The organism is uncultured Roseovarius sp. (genome assembly GCF_963972555.1).
In the GTDB taxonomy this organism is placed as follows: Bacteria; Pseudomonadota; Alphaproteobacteria; order Rhodobacterales; family Rhodobacteraceae; genus Roseovarius; species Roseovarius mucosus.
The window spans coordinates 207,853-223,435 of sequence record NZ_CAXAUM010000005.1; the positions used below are offsets into that span (position 1 = coordinate 207,853).

At 62.2% G+C, this 15,583-nt stretch carries 19 protein-coding genes; 11 read left to right on the forward strand and 8 right to left on the reverse strand.

Going from position 1 to position 15,583, the window contains the following annotated elements; translation table 11 throughout:
* Positions 1-17 precede the first annotated feature (17 nt).
* From pyc to AACZ65_RS07375, 7 genes are all read left to right on the forward strand, one after another.
* The gene (pyc, locus tag AACZ65_RS07345) at positions 18-3,458 is read left to right on the forward strand and encodes a pyruvate carboxylase (protein WP_339669461.1); all 3,441 of its coding nucleotides are present in this window, start codon (positions 18-20) and stop codon (positions 3,456-3,458) included.
* 119 nt (positions 3,459-3,577) lie between these two features.
* A complete protein-coding gene (locus AACZ65_RS07350) occupies positions 3,578-4,378 on the forward strand; it encodes a phosphodiesterase (protein WP_339669463.1) in 801 nt (266 codons plus the stop codon).
* Positions 4,379-4,394: 16 nt separating this feature from the next.
* Positions 4,395-4,784, forward strand: a complete 390-nt coding sequence (locus tag AACZ65_RS07355) for an MAPEG family protein (protein WP_339669465.1) — start codon at positions 4,395-4,397, stop codon at positions 4,782-4,784.
* A 133-nt stretch (positions 4,785-4,917) separates the two neighbouring features.
* Positions 4,918-5,211, forward strand: coding sequence for a ribbon-helix-helix domain-containing protein (locus AACZ65_RS07360; protein ID WP_206018417.1), 294 nt, complete (start codon positions 4,918-4,920; stop codon positions 5,209-5,211).
* 89 nt (positions 5,212-5,300) lie between these two features.
* Positions 5,301-5,696 (forward strand): VOC family protein, encoded by a 396-nt coding sequence (locus tag AACZ65_RS07365; RefSeq protein ID WP_339669468.1) that lies wholly within the window; start codon positions 5,301-5,303, stop codon positions 5,694-5,696.
* A 56-nt stretch (positions 5,697-5,752) separates the two neighbouring features.
* Positions 5,753-6,277 (forward strand): Twin-arginine translocation pathway signal, encoded by a 525-nt coding sequence (locus AACZ65_RS07370; RefSeq protein ID WP_339669470.1) that lies wholly within the window; start codon positions 5,753-5,755, stop codon positions 6,275-6,277.
* Positions 6,278-6,304: 27 nt separating this feature from the next.
* Positions 6,305-7,876 carry a GMC family oxidoreductase gene (locus tag AACZ65_RS07375; protein ID WP_339669472.1) on the forward strand — a complete coding sequence of 524 codons (1,572 nt, stop codon included), beginning with the start codon at positions 6,305-6,307 and terminating at the stop codon, positions 7,874-7,876.
* Positions 7,877-7,947: 71 nt separating this feature from the next.
* On the opposite strand, the gene AACZ65_RS07380 is transcribed toward AACZ65_RS07375, so the two are convergent.
* From AACZ65_RS07380 to hisF, 3 genes are read right to left on the reverse strand one after another with little or no spacing between them, the layout of a single operon-like run.
* Positions 7,948-8,238 carry a Dabb family protein gene (locus AACZ65_RS07380; RefSeq protein ID WP_037269127.1) on the reverse strand — a complete coding sequence of 97 codons (291 nt, stop codon included), beginning with the start codon at positions 8,236-8,238 and terminating at the stop codon, positions 7,948-7,950.
* A gap of 3 nt (positions 8,239-8,241) precedes the next feature.
* Positions 8,242-8,556 carry a phosphoribosyl-ATP diphosphatase gene (locus AACZ65_RS07385; protein ID WP_297542473.1) on the reverse strand — a complete coding sequence of 105 codons (315 nt, stop codon included), beginning with the start codon at positions 8,554-8,556 and terminating at the stop codon, positions 8,242-8,244.
* The gene (gene hisF, locus AACZ65_RS07390) at positions 8,553-9,317 is read right to left on the reverse strand and encodes an imidazole glycerol phosphate synthase subunit HisF (RefSeq protein ID WP_297542471.1); all 765 of its coding nucleotides are present in this window, start codon (positions 9,315-9,317) and stop codon (positions 8,553-8,555) included. Before hisF ends, AACZ65_RS07385 begins: the two co-directional genes overlap by 4 nt.
* Positions 9,318-9,419: 102 nt before the next feature.
* On the opposite strand from hisF, the gene AACZ65_RS07395 reads away from it, so the two are divergent.
* Positions 9,420-9,872: a DUF302 domain-containing protein gene (locus AACZ65_RS07395; RefSeq protein WP_339669476.1), complete on the forward strand. Its 453-nt coding sequence runs from the start codon at positions 9,420-9,422 to the stop codon at positions 9,870-9,872.
* 15 nt (positions 9,873-9,887) lie between these two features.
* Here AACZ65_RS07395 and hisA read toward each other — a convergent pair whose 3' ends face one another.
* Complete coding sequence (hisA, locus tag AACZ65_RS07400) at positions 9,888-10,610, reverse strand: 1-(5-phosphoribosyl)-5-[(5-phosphoribosylamino)methylideneamino]imidazole-4-carboxamide isomerase (RefSeq protein WP_339669478.1); 723 nt, start codon at positions 10,608-10,610, stop codon at positions 9,888-9,890.
* 135 nt (positions 10,611-10,745) lie between these two features.
* On the opposite strand from hisA, the gene AACZ65_RS07405 reads away from it, so the two are divergent.
* Together AACZ65_RS07405 and AACZ65_RS07410 are read left to right on the forward strand one after the other, a co-directional pair.
* A complete protein-coding gene (locus tag AACZ65_RS07405; RefSeq protein WP_339669480.1) occupies positions 10,746-11,135 on the forward strand; it encodes a DUF2147 domain-containing protein in 390 nt (129 codons plus the stop codon).
* Between the two features lie 68 nt (positions 11,136-11,203).
* On the forward strand, positions 11,204-11,638 hold the full coding sequence (locus tag AACZ65_RS07410; RefSeq protein WP_339669482.1) for a VOC family protein: 435 nt from the start codon (positions 11,204-11,206) through the stop codon (positions 11,636-11,638).
* A gap of 31 nt (positions 11,639-11,669) precedes the next feature.
* On the opposite strand, the gene AACZ65_RS07415 is transcribed toward AACZ65_RS07410, so the two are convergent.
* From AACZ65_RS07415 to AACZ65_RS07430, 4 genes are all read right to left on the reverse strand, one after another.
* Positions 11,670-12,620, reverse strand: a complete 951-nt coding sequence (locus tag AACZ65_RS07415; protein ID WP_339669484.1) for a glutaminase — start codon at positions 12,618-12,620, stop codon at positions 11,670-11,672.
* On the reverse strand, positions 12,620-13,258 hold the full coding sequence (gene hisH / locus AACZ65_RS07420; protein ID WP_339669485.1) for an imidazole glycerol phosphate synthase subunit HisH: 639 nt from the start codon (positions 13,256-13,258) through the stop codon (positions 12,620-12,622). The genes AACZ65_RS07415 and hisH overlap by 1 nt, the downstream gene beginning before the upstream one ends.
* 3 nt (positions 13,259-13,261) lie before the next feature.
* On the reverse strand, positions 13,262-13,849 hold the full coding sequence (gene hisB / locus AACZ65_RS07425; RefSeq protein WP_339669487.1) for an imidazoleglycerol-phosphate dehydratase HisB: 588 nt from the start codon (positions 13,847-13,849) through the stop codon (positions 13,262-13,264).
* Positions 13,850-13,951: 102 nt separating this feature from the next.
* Positions 13,952-14,716: an SDR family oxidoreductase gene (locus tag AACZ65_RS07430; RefSeq protein ID WP_339669489.1), complete on the reverse strand. Its 765-nt coding sequence runs from the start codon at positions 14,714-14,716 to the stop codon at positions 13,952-13,954.
* A gap of 180 nt (positions 14,717-14,896) precedes the next feature.
* Between AACZ65_RS07430 and AACZ65_RS07435 the strand changes: the two genes are divergently transcribed.
* Positions 14,897-15,439: a helix-turn-helix domain-containing protein gene (locus AACZ65_RS07435; RefSeq protein WP_339669491.1), complete on the forward strand. Its 543-nt coding sequence runs from the start codon at positions 14,897-14,899 to the stop codon at positions 15,437-15,439.
* Positions 15,440-15,583: the final 144 nt, after the last annotated feature.

Below are 15,583 nucleotides of genomic sequence, written 5' to 3' on the forward strand. Positions count from 1 at the left end.
TAAACCGGGGGACAGGCATGGCCGACTTCAAGAAAATTCTCATCGCCAACCGGGGCGAAATCGCCATCCGCATCATGCGGGCTGCCAATGAAATGGGCAAGAAAACCGTCGCTGTCTTCGCCGAAGAGGACAAGCTCGGGCTGCACCGCTTCAAGGCGGACGAGGCATATCGCATCGGCGAGGGCATGGGGCCGGTTCAGGCCTATCTGTCGATCGAGGAAATCATCCGCGTGGCCAAGCTCTCGGGCGCGGATGCGATCCATCCCGGCTATGGCCTCCTGTCTGAAAATCCGGCCTTTGTAGATGCTTGCGACGCGGCGGGGATCACCTTTATCGGCCCGCGTGCCGAAACCATGCGCGCGCTTGGCGACAAGGCAAGCGCGCGGCGCGTGGCCATCGAGGCGGGCGTGCCCGTCATCCCCGCGACCGAAGTTCTGGGCGATGACATCAAGGACATCCGCAAGCAGGCCAAGGAGATCGGCTATCCCTTGATGCTCAAGGCGTCCTGGGGCGGCGGCGGGCGTGGCATGCGCCCCATCGAAAACGAGAGCGAGCTTGAGGATAAGGTCCGCGAGGGCCGCCGCGAGGCCGAGGCAGCATTCGGCAATGGCGAGGGCTATCTTGAAAAGATGATCCTGCGCGCGCGCCACGTCGAGGTCCAGATCCTGGGCGACAAGCATGGCAATATGTATCACCTCTTCGAGCGCGACTGCTCGGTGCAGCGCCGCAATCAAAAGGTGGTGGAACGCGCCCCCGCCCCCTACCTGTCAGAGACGCAGCGCGAGGAAATCTGCCAGCTTGGCTACAAGATCTGCAAGCATGTGAATTACGAATGTGCCGGCACCGTCGAATTCCTGATGGATATGGACAGTGGCAAATTCTACTTCATCGAGGTCAATCCCCGCGTTCAGGTCGAGCATACCGTGACCGAGGAAGTCACCGGCATCGACATCGTGCAGGCCCAGATCAAGATCGCCGAAGGCAAGAGCCTGATGGAGGCCACCGGCAAGGCCAGCCAGTATGACATCACCCTGCATGGCCACGCGCTCCAGACCCGGATCACCACCGAAGACCCGCTCAACAACTTCATCCCCGATTACGGCCGCATCACCGCCTATCGCTCGGCCACGGGCATGGGCATCCGTCTGGATGGCGGTACCGCATACGCGGGGGGCGTGATCACCCGCTACTACGACAGCCTTCTGACCAAGGTCACGGCCTGGGCGCCCACGCCGGAACAGGCGATCGCCCGGATGGACCGCGCCCTGCGCGAATTCCGCATTCGCGGCGTGAGCACGAATATCGCCTTCGTCGAGAACCTGCTCAAGCATCCGACCTTCCTCAACAATACCTACACGACCAAATTCATCGACACGACGCCCGAACTGTTCAAATTCGCCAAGCGGCGGGACCGCGGCACGCGGGTTCTCAGCTACATCGCCGACATCACGGTCAACGGCCATCCCGAGGTCGAAGGCCGGGCCCGCCCGGCCGCCGACCTCAAGCTGCCCCGCGCCCCGCGCCCCGCCAACCCTGAAATCAAGGACGGCCCGAAACAGATCCTTGAGCGCAAGGGCGCGCAGGCGGTGGCCGACTGGATGGCAGCGCAAAAGCAGCTTTTGATCACCGACACCACCATGCGCGACAGCCATCAGTCGCTCTTGGCCACACGCATGCGCTCGATCGACATGATCGGCATCGCCCCCAATTACGCCCATGATCTTCCCGGCCTCTTCTCGGTCGAATGCTGGGGCGGGGCGACCTTTGACGTGGCCTATCGCTTTCTCGACGAATGTCCCTGGCAGCGCCTGCGCGACATTCGCGCGGCCATGCCCAACCTGCTCACTCAGATGCTTCTGCGCGGCTCGAACGGGGTGGGCTATACCAACTATCCCGACAACGTGGTCGCCGCCTTCGTCAAACAGGCCGCCGAGAGCGGGGTGGATATCTTCCGCGTTTTCGATCCGCTGAACTGGGCCGAGAACATGCGCGTGTCGATGGATGCCGTGCTCGAGTCGGGCAAGGTGCTTGAGGCGGCGATCTGCTACACCGGCGATATTCTCGATCCCGCGCGCTCGAAATACGACCTCAAATACTACCTCTCCATGGCCAAGGAGCTGAAGGCCGCCGGCACGCATATCCTCTGTCTCAAGGATATGGGCGGGTTGATGAAACCGGCCACGGCAAGCGTGCTCTTCAAGGCGCTCAAGGAAGAGGTGGGGCTGCCGCTGCATTTCCACACCCATGACACGGCAGGCATTGCCGGGGCCACGATCCTTGCGGCCTCCGAGGCCGGGGTGGATGCGGTCGATTGTGCGATGGACTCGCTCTCGGGCAATACCAGCCAAGCCACACTCGGAACCATTGTCGAGGCGCTGCGCCATACGCCGCGCGACACCGGGCTCGACATCGGGGCCATTCGTCAAATCTCGAACTACTGGGAATCGGTGCGCAATCACTACGCCGCCTTCGAGAGCGGCATGCAATCGCCCACCTCCGAAGTCTACCTGCACGAGATGCCCGGCGGCCAGTTCACCAATCTCAAGGCGCAGGCGCGCTCGATGGGGATGGAGGACCGCTGGCACGACATCGCGCGCACCTATGCCGATGTGAACCAGATGTTCGGCGACGTCATCAAGGTGACACCGATTGCCAAGACCGTGGGCGATCTGGCGCTGATGATGGTAAGCCAGGGCCTCACCTGCGAGGACGTGCTCGACCCCAAGACCGAAGTCAGCTTCCCCGACTCGGTGGTCACGCTGATGAAAGGCTATGTCGGCCAGGCCCCCGGCGGCTTCCCCCCCGCCATCGTCAAGAAGGTGCTCAAGGGCGAAGAGCCCATCACCGTGCGCCCAGGCACGCTCTTGCCGCCCGAGGATATCGATGCGCGGCTTGCCGAACTGACCGAGCGTTTCGGCAAGAAGATCGACAACGAGGACCTGATGGGCAGCTTGATGTATCCCAAGGTCTTTGCCGATTACATGGAACGGCATGCGCAATTCGGCCCCGTGCGCACCCTGCCCACCCGCACCTTCTTTTACGGGATGGAGACCGGCGAAGAGATCACCGCCGAAATCGACCCCGGCAAGACGCTGGAAATCCGGCTGGTCGCGGTAAGCGAGACCCAAGAGGACGGCGAGGCGCGGGTGTTCTTCGAACTCAACGGCCAGCCGCGTACCGTGCGCGTGCCCGACCGGCGGATCAAGAGCACAGTGGCGGCCCGGCCCAAGGCGGAACTGGGCAACGCCAACCACATCGGCGCGCCCATGCCGGGGGCCGTGGCGACCGTTGCCGTCAAGGCCGGACAAAAGATCAAGGCGGGCGACCTCTTGCTCACCATCGAGGCAATGAAGATGGAAACCGGTCTGCACGCAGAGCGTGATGCTACCGTGAAGGCGGTGCATGTCCAACCCGGCAGCCAGATTGACGCCAAGGATCTGCTGGTCGAACTGGAATAACACCCCCCGCCCCCCTTGGAACCTGACCCAAGGGGGGCGATTTCCATTCCCGGAATACGCTTTCCCAACCACCTCACTTGCGCCATGCTGCGCGGCATAGCCCAATGACAGGCCGCGCCATGCAGAAAATCCTCGTCTTCACCGATATTCACATCGTGGCCCAGGGCCAGACGATCATCGGCCTTGATCCCTATGCCCGCTTTACCCAAGGGCTGAGCCACGCGCTTGCGCGCCACCCCGATGCCGCGCGCATCGTGCTCTGCGGCGACCTGACACATCGAGCCAGGCCAGAGGAATACGCCCGCCTGCGCGGGGCCCTGGCCGACTGCCCCCTGCCCGTCAGCCTCATGCTTGGCAATCACGACCGCCGCGCGCCCTTTCTCGACACCTTTCCCGAGGCCGCACGGATGGAAACGGGGCATATTCAGCACCACGCCGACATCGGGGCGCATCGGCTGATCTGTCTCGACACGCTGGACGAAACCGCCCCGGACCTGCATTCAGGCTACCTCTGCCCCGCGCGACTTGGCTGGTTGGAGCAGCGTTTGACCGAGGCCGGCACAGGGCCGGTCATCATCTTTACCCATCACCCGCCCATCGACACGGGCTTTGCCGGGATGGATGCCATCGGGCTTCGCAACCGCGCCGAGTTCATCGCACGCCTCAGGGCGGCGGGAAATGTCGTTCAGATCGTATCGGGCCATGTTCACCGCACGGTTCAGGGATCGGCGGGGGGTATTCCCACAGCCATCCTCAAGAGCCCCTGTCACCAGATGCCCATGGCGCTCGACGCAGAGGATACCAGCCTCTCGATCGACGAACCCGGCGCCTATGGCCTCTTGCTGCTGACCGAGACAGGGGTGGTTGTCCATACCGAGGATTTTACCCTGCCGCCGACCCGTTCGGCCACCTATTCCTGAACAGAAAGCACATCGCATGTCCCTTGCTATCGCGCCTCTTTACGCGGGCCTCATCGGCCTTCTCTTCGTCCTCCTGAGCGTGCTGGTCATTGCCGCGCGTTTCAAGACCAATGTCTCGTTCGGCGATGGCGGAGAGCAGCTCTTGATCCGCCGCATCCGGGTGCAGGCCAATTGCGCCGAATACGCACCCCTTGGCCTGATCCTGCTCGGCATGGCCGAACTTCAGGGCGCGCCGGGATGGGTGGTGCATCTGCTGGGGCTGATGCTTCTGGCCGGGCGGGTATTCCATGCCGCCGGATTTGGCCGGGTGCCGGAAATCATGCCGCAGCGCAGCGCCGGGATGGTGCTGACCTTTGCCATGCTAATTCTGACCGCGCTCGCCAATATCGGCCACGCGCTGCTCTGACAGACCGCCCCGCGCAGGCGGGCACGGTGCAGAAGGCTTCCCCTGCTGGCAAAAATCGTCCATCATCCTAAAACGTACTGAGATCCGCGCCGCGCGCGCCCCCGCCGTGGCCCGGATGAGGGAGGACCTGATCATGTGTCGAATCTTTGCCGGGCAAGACCCCGACCGTTACGCGCTTGTAACCCGCCGCATGCGCCTCAATGGCCAGAGCACAAGCATCCGTCTCGAAAAATCCTTTTGGGGTATCCTCGACGAAATCGCCGAGAGCGAAGGGCTGACGACCCCCGGTTTCGTGTCGAAACTTCATGCCGAAGTGCTGGAACTGCACGGCGAGCCCGCCAATTTCACGTCGCTCCTGCGCTGCACCTGCCTTGTCCACCGCGAAAACCCGCTCGAGGCGGACGCGCGGCAGATGGCGGCGGAGTGAGACAAATCAAGGCGTAGTATCCCCTTACTACCCGGCCTTGCCTCGCTTTGGTAACTTTTCCGAACCAAATACAGGTTTCGGAGGGCATGATGGCCAAAGCCATTCACAGCATGATTCGCGTTCTCGACGAGGCGCGGTCGGTCGATTTCTATGCGCGCGCTTTTGGGCTGCGCGTGGCGGACCGGCTCGATTTCGAGAAATTCACCCTTGTCTACATGTCGAATGACGAAAGCCCGTTCGAGGTGGAACTGACCATCAACAAGGGTCGGACCGAACCCTACGATCGCGGCGATGGCTATGGCCATTTGGCCGTCTTGGTCGAGGATCTGGCAGCTGAGCATGCACGGTTCGAGGCCGAGGACCTCAATCCCCGCAAGATGGTGGAATTCGCCCCCGACGGCGAACTCGTGGGCAAGTTTTTCTTTGTCGCCGATCCTGACGGCTATGAAATCGAAGTTCTGGAACGCGGTGGGCGTTTCAAATGAGAGCAGGCGCGCGCCCCGCACCGGGCGCGTGCTTTTACCATTAGGGAGGAGAACCAATGACTGACACCAATGCCCGCAAAGGGCTGACCCGGCGCGAGTTGCTCTCGCGCTCAATCGTGGCGGGCGCAAGTTTCGTCGTGGGGGCCGGCTTTGTCGCCAGCAACGATGCCGCCTGGGCGCTTGAAACGCAGGCACTCAAGCCCGAGACCATGGCCACGCTGATCCAGATGGCGCGCGACATCTATCCGCATGACCATCTGGCCGATGAATATTACGCCATCGCGGTCAAGGGCTATGACACCGCCGAGGCTGCGGAAGGCGTCGAGGCCGGGATCGCTGGCCTCAACGCCGCGGCGCAAGGAAAGGGCCATGCCGATTACCTGAGCATCGGATGGGAGCGTGACCGCGTCGACATCCTGCGCAGCATCGAGGACAGCGCCTTCTTTCAGCAGGTGCGCGGCGGGCTGGTGACGGGCCTCTATAACCAAAAGGCGGTCTGGCCCCTCTTCGGCTACGAGGGCGAGTCCTTTAGCCAAGGCGGTTACATCAACCGCGGATTTGACGACATCAACTGGCTTTAGGCCATAGCCATCTAGGGAGGAAAGACTATGGCTGCACCTTTTGATCATAACGACGACACCGTGATCGTCGTCATCGGCACCGGCGCGGGCGGCGGCGTGCTGTCCAACGAACTGGCGCAACGCGGCATTTCCGTTGTCGCGCTCGAAGCAGGCGGGCGGTATCTGCCCGAGGATTACATCAACGACGAATGGGAGAGTTTCGGCCAACTGGCTTGGCTCGACCCGCGCACCACGTCGGGCGACTGGCGCGTGGCACGCGATTTTTCCGGCTTGCCCGCTTGGATCGTCAAGGCGGTGGGCGGCACCACGACCCATTGGGCCGGGGCTTCGATCCGCTTTCAGGACCATGAATGGAAGGCCAGAACCAACTACGGCCCCGTGCAGGGTGCCAACCTGCTCGATTGGCCCATCGACGGGGCGGAAATGGCCCCTTGGTATGATCTGGCCGAGAAAAAGCTGGGCGTGACGCGCACCAACAATCTCGCGGGCCTGCCGGGCAACAACAATTACAAGGTGTTCGAGGCTGGTGCCAAGGCGCTCGGCTACAAAGAGGTCCACACCGGCCGCATGGCCATCAACTCTGAGGAATATGACGGGCGCATGGCCTGCCAGCAGACAGGGTTCTGCTTTCAGGGCTGCAAATGGGGCGCGAAATGGTCTGCGGCCTATACCGACATCCCGCGCGGCGAGGCCACGGGCAATCTCGAAGTGCGGTCAAAAGCGCATGTCGCGCGCATCCTGCATGACGACAGCGGCAAGGTGACGGGCGTCGAGTATTTCGACGAGGCGGGCAATCTCCAGATGCAAAAGGCGCGCGCCGTCTGCGTTGCGGGCAACTCCTTTGAATCTCCTCGCCTGTTGCTCAATTCCGCATCGTCGATGTTCCCGGACGGTCTGGCCAATTCATCGGGCCAGGTGGGGCGCAACTACATGCGCCATATGACCGGCTCGGTTTACGGCGTGTTCGACAAGCCGGTAAAGATGTGGCGCGGCACGACCATGGCGGGCATCATTCAGGACGAGGCACGCCACGACCCCTCGCGCGGCTTTGTCGGCGGCTACGAGCTGGAAACGCTCTCGCTCGGCCTGCCCTTCATGGCAGCGTTCCTCGATCCCGGTTCATGGGGCCGTGAATTCACCACCGCGCTCGACGCTTACGAAAACATGGCCGGCATGTGGATCGTGGGCGAAGACATGCCGCAAGAGACCAACCGCGTCACCCTCAACCATGACGTCAAGGATCAGTGGGGCCTGCCCGTCGCCAATGTGCATTTCTCGGATCACCCCAATGACATCGCGATGCGCAACCATGCCTACAGCCGGGGCACTGCGGTCTACGAGGCGGTCGGGGCCACCCGCACCTTCCCAACACCGCCCTACCCCTCAACCCACAATCTCGGAACCAACCGCATGTCCGAAAACCCGCGCGACGGGGTCGTGAACAAATGGGGCCAGACCCATGACATTCCCAACCTTTTTGTCTCGGATGGCTCGCAATTCACCACGGGGGCGGCGGAAAACCCGACGCTGACCATCGTGGCGCTGGCCATTCGGCAGGCCGATCACATTGCAGGCGAGATGTCACGCGGCAACCTCTGATCGGTTGCCCCGTCCCTCCCCCGGCGCCTCAAACTCTCCCCGAGGTGCCGGGGGACATGGGCCAGACGGCGTTATTCGGATTTGAAATCCGCCGCGATGCGCAACTCGCGCAGCGGCCGGACAAGGGCTATGCACTCGGCATAGATCGGATCGGCCTTGTAGGCGGCAAGTGCGGCCTCATCCGTGAATTCCGCATAGACCACCAGATCGACCTGCGCCCCGGCAATGGCATCGCTCTGGAGATTGCGCCCCACCTCGAAATGCGAGGAATGGGGGATCCGCGACAGCATCATCAGCCCGTCGCGGATACGCTCGATATCGTCCGGGTTGGCGGCGGAAAAGAATACAATATGGCGGATCATGTCTCAGTCTTTCGAGCGGGAGGCTTTTTCTGTCAGGCCAGAGGTGCCCTGACGGCGGGCAAGTTCGGCCATGACGTCAGATAGGGCGACATCGCGGGATTGCAGCATCACCAACAGGTGAAAGAGCACGTCCGCCGCCTCCGAGGTCAGCCGCGCACGGTCGCCCTTGACCGCCTCGATGATTGCCTCGATGGCCTCTTCGCCGAATTTCTCGGCGCATTTTTCCGGCCCCTTGGCCAGCAATTTCGCCGTCCAGCTACTCTCGGGGTCGGCCTCTGCACGCGCGGCGATGATACGGGCCAGATCGTCAAGCGTCATGCGGCCAACCTCATCGGGATGCCTGCCGCGGCCATATGCGCCTTGGCCTCGGCAATCGTGTAGGTGCCGAAGTGAAAGATCGAGGCGGCAAGCACAGCCGAGGCATGCCCTTCGATGACCCCTTCGACCAGATGGTCGAGCGTGCCCACACCGCCAGAGGCAATGACAGGAATATCCACCGCATCGGCAATGGCCCGCGTCAGCGGCAGGTTGAACCCCGCCCGCGTCCCGTCGCGATCCATCGAAGTCAGCAGGATTTCCCCCGCCCCCTTCTCGGCCACCAGCCGCGCGAAATCCACCGCGTCGATGCCTGTAGGCTTGCGCCCGCCATGGGTGAATATCTCCCATTTGCCGGGGCTCACGGTTTTGGCGTCGATGGCCACCACGATGCACTGACTGCCAAACTGATCGGCGGCACGCGCCACCACATCAGGATCGGCCACAGCGGCGGAATTGAAGCTGACCTTGTCCGCCCCCGCCAGCAAGAGCGCGCGCACATCCTGCGCGCTGCGCACGCCGCCGCCCACGGTCAAGGGGATGTAACAGGCCTCGGCGGTGCGGCGCACCACGTCGAACATGGTGCCTCGATTCTCATGCGTGGCGTGAATATCGAGAAAGCACAGCTCATCCGCCCCCGCCGCATCATAGGCACGCGCGGCATCCACCGGATCGCCCGCATCTCGCAGGTCGACAAAATTCACGCCCTTGACCACACGGCCATCGGCGACATCGAGACAGGGGATGATACGGGTCTTGAGCATAGTGTCGCTGTTACAGGAATTTCACGCCGTTGTTTATGGGCAAATCGGTTAACATGCCAGAGGATAAGACCCATATAAGCGTTGCAAATGAAGGAGTTTACCATGAAGCGTTTTCTTGTCGCAGCCGCGATGACCCTGACCGCCCTGCCCGCCCTCGCCAGTGACGACGATATCATCAAAGTCAGATCCACCTCCGATGTGGCCACGACCATGGACCGGCTCGAAGCAGCCGTAACCGGCGCCGGGGCCACGGTCTTTGCGCGCGTGGATCACGCGGCCGGCGCGGCCAGCGTCGATCTGGCACTTGATCCCTCGCAGGTGCTGATCTTCGGCAACCCCAAGATGGGCACGGCCGCGATGCAGGATGACCCACTGGCGGGGTTGTTCCTGCCGATGAAAGTGCTGGTCTATCAGGATGGCGCGGGCGAGACATGGCTCGCCTATCAGGACCCTGAGGATATGTTCGACGACACCGCCATCAACGACGACGCCGACTACATCAAGAGGATGACCGGCGCGCTTGGCAAGCTGACAGGCGTGGCCGCTGGACAATAAGCGCTCTGACCGCGCTCAGCCACCGAGCGCGGCCAAGGCCGCCCCAAGATCAAGCGCCCCATCATAGAGCGCGCGCCCCGAGATCGCCCCATCGAGCGCCACGCCGCAATCGCGCAAGGCAATGAGATCCTCGAGCGACGACACCCCTCCCGAGGCAATCACCGGGATGCTGACGGCACGGGCAAGAGCCGCTGTCGCCTCAATATTCGGGCCCTGCATGGCCCCATCGCGGTTGATGTCCGTATAGATGATCGCGGCCACCCCGGCATCCTCAAAGGATTTCGCGAGGTCGGTCGCTTCCACATCGGTCTCGGTGGCCCAGCCCTTGGTCGCCACGCGGCCACCCCGCGCGTCGATGCCAACCGCCACCTGCCCCGGAAAGGCGCGCGCCGCCTCGCGCACGAGCGCCGGATTTTCCACCGCCACCGTGCCGAGAATCACCCGCGCCAGCCCCTTGGCCAGCCACCCTTCGATGGTGACCATATCCCGAATACCCCCGCCCAATTGCGCGGGCACCCGGCACGCTGCCAAAATCGCCTCGACCGGGGCCGCATTGACCGGCGCCCCGGCAAAGGCCCCGTTCAGATCCACCAGATGCAGCCATTCACAGCCCGCCGCCACAAACTCCATCGCTTGGGCCGCCGGGTCCTCGTTGAACACTGTCGCGCGGTCCATATCGCCGCGCAAAAGACGCACGGCCTTGCCGTCCTTGAGGTCAATGGCAGGATAAAGGATCATCGCGACGGCCTTTCATGTAGATGTCCCGCGCGCTTTGGCATGCACGCGCGCGAAATGCAACGCGACCCCACGTCAGACTTGATTTGTAGCACCTCCGTGGCACAGGATTTTCACGAATGTCAGGGAGGATCAGACATGCGTAAACTGATGATGATGACGGCGGTGTTCACGATGGGGGCCGGGATGGCGATGGCAGAGCCGCTCCTGGGAACATGGCGCACCGCAAAGGATGACAATGGCCATTCCGGCCTGATCGAAGTGGCGCCCTGCGGCGCGAAACTTTGCGGCACGCTGGTCAAATCCTTCGATGAGAACGGCAAGGAAATGCAGAGCAAGAATATCGGCCGCAAAATCATTTCCGAAACCGCCCCCACGGGCGGTGGTGAATACAAGGGTAAGGTCTATTCGCCCGACCGCGACAAGACCTATAACTCCAAGCTGCAACTCTCAGGTAATACGCTCAAGGTCAGCGGCTGCGTGTTTGGCATCTGCCGCGACGGCGGCACCTGGCAAAAGGTCAAGTAAGCGCCGACTAGCATGACATTTGCGAGGGGACGGTTTGGTCTGAGGGGCATCTGCAGTATGGTGGTGCCATGACGGATCAAGACCTTCCCTTCGCCGCGCCGCCAGCCGAACTTCTTGAGGCGGCCCTCTACGTGCCGGATATTGACTCGGCTGAGCGGTTTTATGGCGGTATCCTCGGGCTTGATCCGATCGTGCGGGTCGGAAACCGCCATGTTTTTTACCGAGTGGGTGCAGGCATCTTGTTGATATTCAACCCCGAAGAAACGTGTAAACCATCAAACAATCCCGAACAGCCCGTCCCGTCGCATGGCGCCCATGGGCAGGGTCACTTCTGCTTTGCGGTTGAGGGGCTGGCGCTCGATGACTGGCGCGCGCGGCTTGAGGCGGCGGGTGTCGAAATCGAGGCCGATTTTCACTGGCCGAATGGGGCGCGATCCATCTACTTTCGCGATCCGGCGGGGAACTCCATTGAAATGGCAGAGCCGAGATTGTGGGAGAGATAGGCGTTAAGTGGCTGACGTTTCAGATTGGCCCTTATCTGTCGGTCTGCCGAGTGTCGAGCCCGAAAACCGACCAGCCGATACGCGTGGTCAACCGCTCCATCGCCTCGGTGCCCAGCTTGGAATTGCCAAAGTGGTTGAGCCCAGGAGACCAGACCGCGATCGCGGCCACGCCAGGCACGATGGACAGAATACCGCCCCCCACCCCGCTCTTGCCCGGCAGCCCCACGCGAAAGGCATAATCGCCCGACCCGTCATAATGCCCGCAGGTCATCATCAGCGCATTGATGCGGCGAATCCGTGCCCGTGACACCAGACGCGGCGCGCCCGGTGCCCCCACCAGAAACAGCCCGGCATTGGCCAGCTGCGCGCAGGTCATCTCGACCGCGCATTGGTGGAAATAGGTGCCAAGGCTCAGCTCAGGCGGGTTCTTGAGGTTGCCATGCGACAAGAGGTAATGCGCGAGGGCGAAATTCCGGTGGCCTGTCGCGATTTCGGACCGCGCCACACGGTCGTTGATATGGATCGCCTCATCCCCCGCCGCCGCCCGGATGAACCGCAAGAGCGCGCCAAGGGTTTCGCGCGGGCTGGAGCCTTGCAACACCGCATCGGTGGTTACAATCGCGCCCGCATTGATGAACGGATTGCGCGGATAGCCTTTCTCCAACTCCAAGAGCAGCATCGAATCAAACGAATGACCCGACGGCTCGCGCCCCACCCGCGACCAGAGCCGGTCGCCCAGCTTCCCAAGCGCCAGGGCCAGCATGAAGACCTTGGACACGGATTGAATCGAAAACGGCACCTGCGCGTCGCCCGCCATCACCGTGGGCAAGCCGGGCCGCGCAATGGCGATGCCAAACTGGTTCGGGTCCACATCCGCCAGTTCGGGGATGTAATCCGCGACCTTGCCCCGGTCATCCGAGGCGCGGGCAATCTCCGTGATCTCGTCCAGCACCGGCTGGAGCGGGGGCAGCGCCTCCGCCATCAGGGGTTCCAGCGCAGGAAATTCGCGATCATGCGCAGGCCGGTCTGCTGGCTTTTCTCGGGGTGAAACTGGGTGCCCACCATCGTGTCGCGCCCGACCACGGCGGTAATGGACCCGGCATAATCGACATGCGCCAGAAGATGCGCGGGATCATCCACCCGGAACTGATAGGAATGGACGAAATAGGCGTGATCGCCCGTGCTGATGCCATCCAGCACCGGATGCGCATGGTCGATCACCAGATCGTTCCAGCCCATATGCGGCACCTTCAGCGCCGGGTCCGAGGGGGTGATCGGCCCGACCGTGCCGCCGATCCAGTCGAATCCGGCGGTTTCCTCATATTCCAGCCCGCGCGTGGCCAGCATCTGCATGCCGATGCAAATCCCCATGAAGGGACGCGCATGGGTGATCACCGCCTCTTCGATCGCCTCGAACACGCCGCGATGGTCATAAAGCGCCCGCCGACAGGCCGGAAACGCCCCATCCCCCGGCAGCACGATCCGCGCGGCCGCGCGGATGGTCTCGGGGTCCGAGGTCACGACCACCGCCCCTGCCCCGGTCTCTTGCGCCACGCGCTCGAACGCCTTTTGCGCCGAGTGCAGATTGCCGCTCTCGTAATCAACAATGACGGTGGTCATGGGTCAAAGACTGCCCTTGGTCGAGGGAATCGCATCCGCCTTGCGCGGGTCGGTCTCGACCGCCTCGCGCAGGGCGCGTGCGACCGCCTTGAACGCCGCTTCGGCCATGTGGTGGCTGTTGATCCCGTGCAGCGCATCGACATGGCATGTGATACCACCATGCGTGCTCAGCGCCTGAAAAAATTCCCGCACCAATTCGGTGTCGAAGGTGCCGATTTTCTGCGTGGGCAAGTCCATGTTCCACACCAGATAGGGCCGCCCCGAAAGGTCAAGCGCGGCACGCACCAGCGCATCATCCATGGGCAAGAGGCACGCGCCATAACGGCGAATGCCGCGCTTGTCGCCAAGCGCCTGTGTCAGCGCCTGCCCCAATGCGATTCCCACATCCTCGACCGTATGGTGATCGTCGATATGCAGATCGCCGGCGCCGCGCACTGTCATGTCGATCAGCGAATGCCGCGCCAGTTGATCCAGCATGTGATCAAAGAACCCGACCCCGGTTTGATTGTCATACCGACCAGTGCCATCAAGATTGACGGTCACACTAATGTCGGTTTCGGCGGTCTTACGGGTGATTGTGGCGCTGCGCATGGGGCCTCCGCTCGGGTTTCTCGGCGGTGTATAGTCTGCGCAAGGCCGCGCGCCAAGGCCCAAGCGGCAAAGGCGCGCGCACCGCGATGCAACTGTTGCCTGTTAATTGCGGCCGGACATGACCCCGCCATCGACGTCCCAGATGGCTCCAGTGACCCAAGCCGCCTGATCAGACAGCAAAAAGTCTATGGTCGCGGCGACATCGTGGGGCGTACCGATACGTCCGATTGGGTGGAAGGCGTCGAACCCATCATGCAGCGCCTTACTGATCTGCTCCGGCTCTATGAATGCACCGTAGATTGGTGTCTCAACCACAGCAGGGGCCACGGCGTTGACTCGGATGCCGTGTTCGCCCAGTTCCATGGCCAGATGTTGCGTGAGGGCATGAAGCCCCGCCTTGGCCATGGAATAGGCCGAAGACGGCGTGGCCTTGACCGCCTGATGGGCCCACATCGAGCCGATATTGACAATGGCCCCACCGCCATGGGCGATCATGTTGCGGGCAACCGCTTGGGTAATGCGGAACGTGGCGCTGTTGAGTCTGTGATAATGGTCGAAATCGGCCTCTTGATGATCGAGAAACGGCTTGGGGCTAAATGTGCCCGCAGCATTGACCAACATCGAAATATGGCGGTCGCGCTCTGCAATGGCGTTCAGCGCATGCTGCAAGGAGGTTGGGTGAGTGAGGTCCACGGCAAAGCTGTGGACTGTGCCAAGCTCGCGCAGCCGGTCGGTGGCAGCGTCAAGCTTTTCACCGGCACGTGCCATCAGGCCGACGTGGACGCCACGCTGAAGCAGCCGCTCGGCGGTTGCATACCCCATGCCGGACGAACCGCCGACAACAAGAGCAAGGGGGGGATATGTCATGTCATTCTCCATTTATCTATCAGTAGATAGATGCGAGGATTATCGAGCATACACTCGAACGTCAACAACTATCTATCGAAAGATAGGCGCGGCGAACGCTTCAACGGTGGGTGGCTTGATTGCCGGCGGCTTGCCGTCTATCTCTCGATAGAGAGAGGGACCGGCATGACAACACAAGACATGAAAGAAACCATCCTCAAAGCAGCAGAGAAAATGATCCGAAGCAGGGGGTATAACGGCTTCAGCTTCCGTGAAATCGCCGATGCGGTCGGAGTAAAGAGCGCGAGTGTGCACTATCATTTCCCAACCAAAGGTGCGCTTGGCGCCGCCGTGGCGCGGCGCTACACCGACGATTTTCTGTCGGCGCTCGGCCCGGTGGATGAGGCTCCGATGGACGCAGTCGGGGTGCAAAAGCGCCTGCATGACCTTTCGCGACGGTCTCTGGTTGAGGAGAATCTGATGTGCCTATGCGGCATGCTCGGGGCGGAAGTGGCTGATCTGCCCGGCGAATTGGCAGCAGAGGTGCGTGTGTTCTTTGAGCGTTCAGTCGCGTGGACAGAGGCCGCCCTGGCACGCACAGAGTGGGGAACGCGTGTCGGACAAACGCGCCGACGCAAGCTGGCACTCAGCACGCTGGCAACGTCTGAGGGCGCACTCGTTCTCGCACGCAGCATGGGCGACATCTCGGTATTTGACGAGATTGACTTACCCGCGCCAGATTGACCCATTTCTCAAGCGACCATGCCGAAAACACAAAACGCGGGCTAATGCCCGCGTTTTGTGTTTTGCTTCGGAAACCCATCCGAAGAAAATTGGAGCGGGCGAGGCGATTCGAACGCCCGACCCTAACCTTGGCAAGGTTATGCT

Excerpts from the sequence above, each read along its gene's own strand:
- AACZ65_RS07380 (WP_037269127.1), bottom strand. The coding sequence starts at position 8,238 with ATGATCCGCCATATTGTATTCTTTTCCGCCGCCAACCCGGACGATATC.
- hisF (WP_297542471.1), bottom strand. The coding sequence starts at position 9,317 with ATGCTCAAGACCCGTATCATCCCCTGTCTCGATGTCGCCGATGGCCGT.
- hisH (WP_339669485.1), bottom strand. The coding sequence starts at position 13,258 with ATGACCACCGTCATTGTTGATTACGAGAGCGGCAATCTGCACTCGGCG.
- AACZ65_RS07385 (WP_297542473.1), bottom strand. The coding sequence starts at position 8,556 with ATGACGCTTGACGATCTGGCCCGTATCATCGCCGCGCGTGCAGAGGCC.
- AACZ65_RS07395 (WP_339669476.1), top strand. The coding sequence starts at position 9,420 with ATGAAGCGTTTTCTTGTCGCAGCCGCGATGACCCTGACCGCCCTGCCC.
- AACZ65_RS07435 (WP_339669491.1), top strand. The coding sequence starts at position 14,897 with ATGAAAGAAACCATCCTCAAAGCAGCAGAGAAAATGATCCGAAGCAGG.
- hisA (WP_339669478.1), bottom strand. The coding sequence starts at position 10,610 with ATGATCCTTTATCCTGCCATTGACCTCAAGGACGGCAAGGCCGTGCGT.
- AACZ65_RS07360 (WP_206018417.1), top strand. The coding sequence starts at position 4,918 with ATGTGTCGAATCTTTGCCGGGCAAGACCCCGACCGTTACGCGCTTGTA.
- AACZ65_RS07365 (WP_339669468.1), top strand. The coding sequence starts at position 5,301 with ATGGCCAAAGCCATTCACAGCATGATTCGCGTTCTCGACGAGGCGCGG.
- AACZ65_RS07415 (WP_339669484.1), bottom strand. The coding sequence starts at position 12,620 with ATGGCGGAGGCGCTGCCCCCGCTCCAGCCGGTGCTGGACGAGATCACG.
- AACZ65_RS07350 (WP_339669463.1), top strand. The coding sequence starts at position 3,578 with ATGCAGAAAATCCTCGTCTTCACCGATATTCACATCGTGGCCCAGGGC.
- AACZ65_RS07410 (WP_339669482.1), top strand. The coding sequence starts at position 11,204 with ATGACGGATCAAGACCTTCCCTTCGCCGCGCCGCCAGCCGAACTTCTT.
- AACZ65_RS07375 (WP_339669472.1), top strand. The coding sequence starts at position 6,305 with ATGGCTGCACCTTTTGATCATAACGACGACACCGTGATCGTCGTCATC.
- AACZ65_RS07430 (WP_339669489.1), bottom strand. The coding sequence starts at position 14,716 with ATGACATATCCCCCCCTTGCTCTTGTTGTCGGCGGTTCGTCCGGCATG.
- AACZ65_RS07405 (WP_339669480.1), top strand. The coding sequence starts at position 10,746 with ATGCGTAAACTGATGATGATGACGGCGGTGTTCACGATGGGGGCCGGG.
- pyc (WP_339669461.1), top strand. The coding sequence starts at position 18 with ATGGCCGACTTCAAGAAAATTCTCATCGCCAACCGGGGCGAAATCGCC.
- AACZ65_RS07355 (WP_339669465.1), top strand. The coding sequence starts at position 4,395 with ATGTCCCTTGCTATCGCGCCTCTTTACGCGGGCCTCATCGGCCTTCTC.
- hisB (WP_339669487.1), bottom strand. The coding sequence starts at position 13,849 with ATGCGCAGCGCCACAATCACCCGTAAGACCGCCGAAACCGACATTAGT.
- AACZ65_RS07370 (WP_339669470.1), top strand. The coding sequence starts at position 5,753 with ATGACTGACACCAATGCCCGCAAAGGGCTGACCCGGCGCGAGTTGCTC.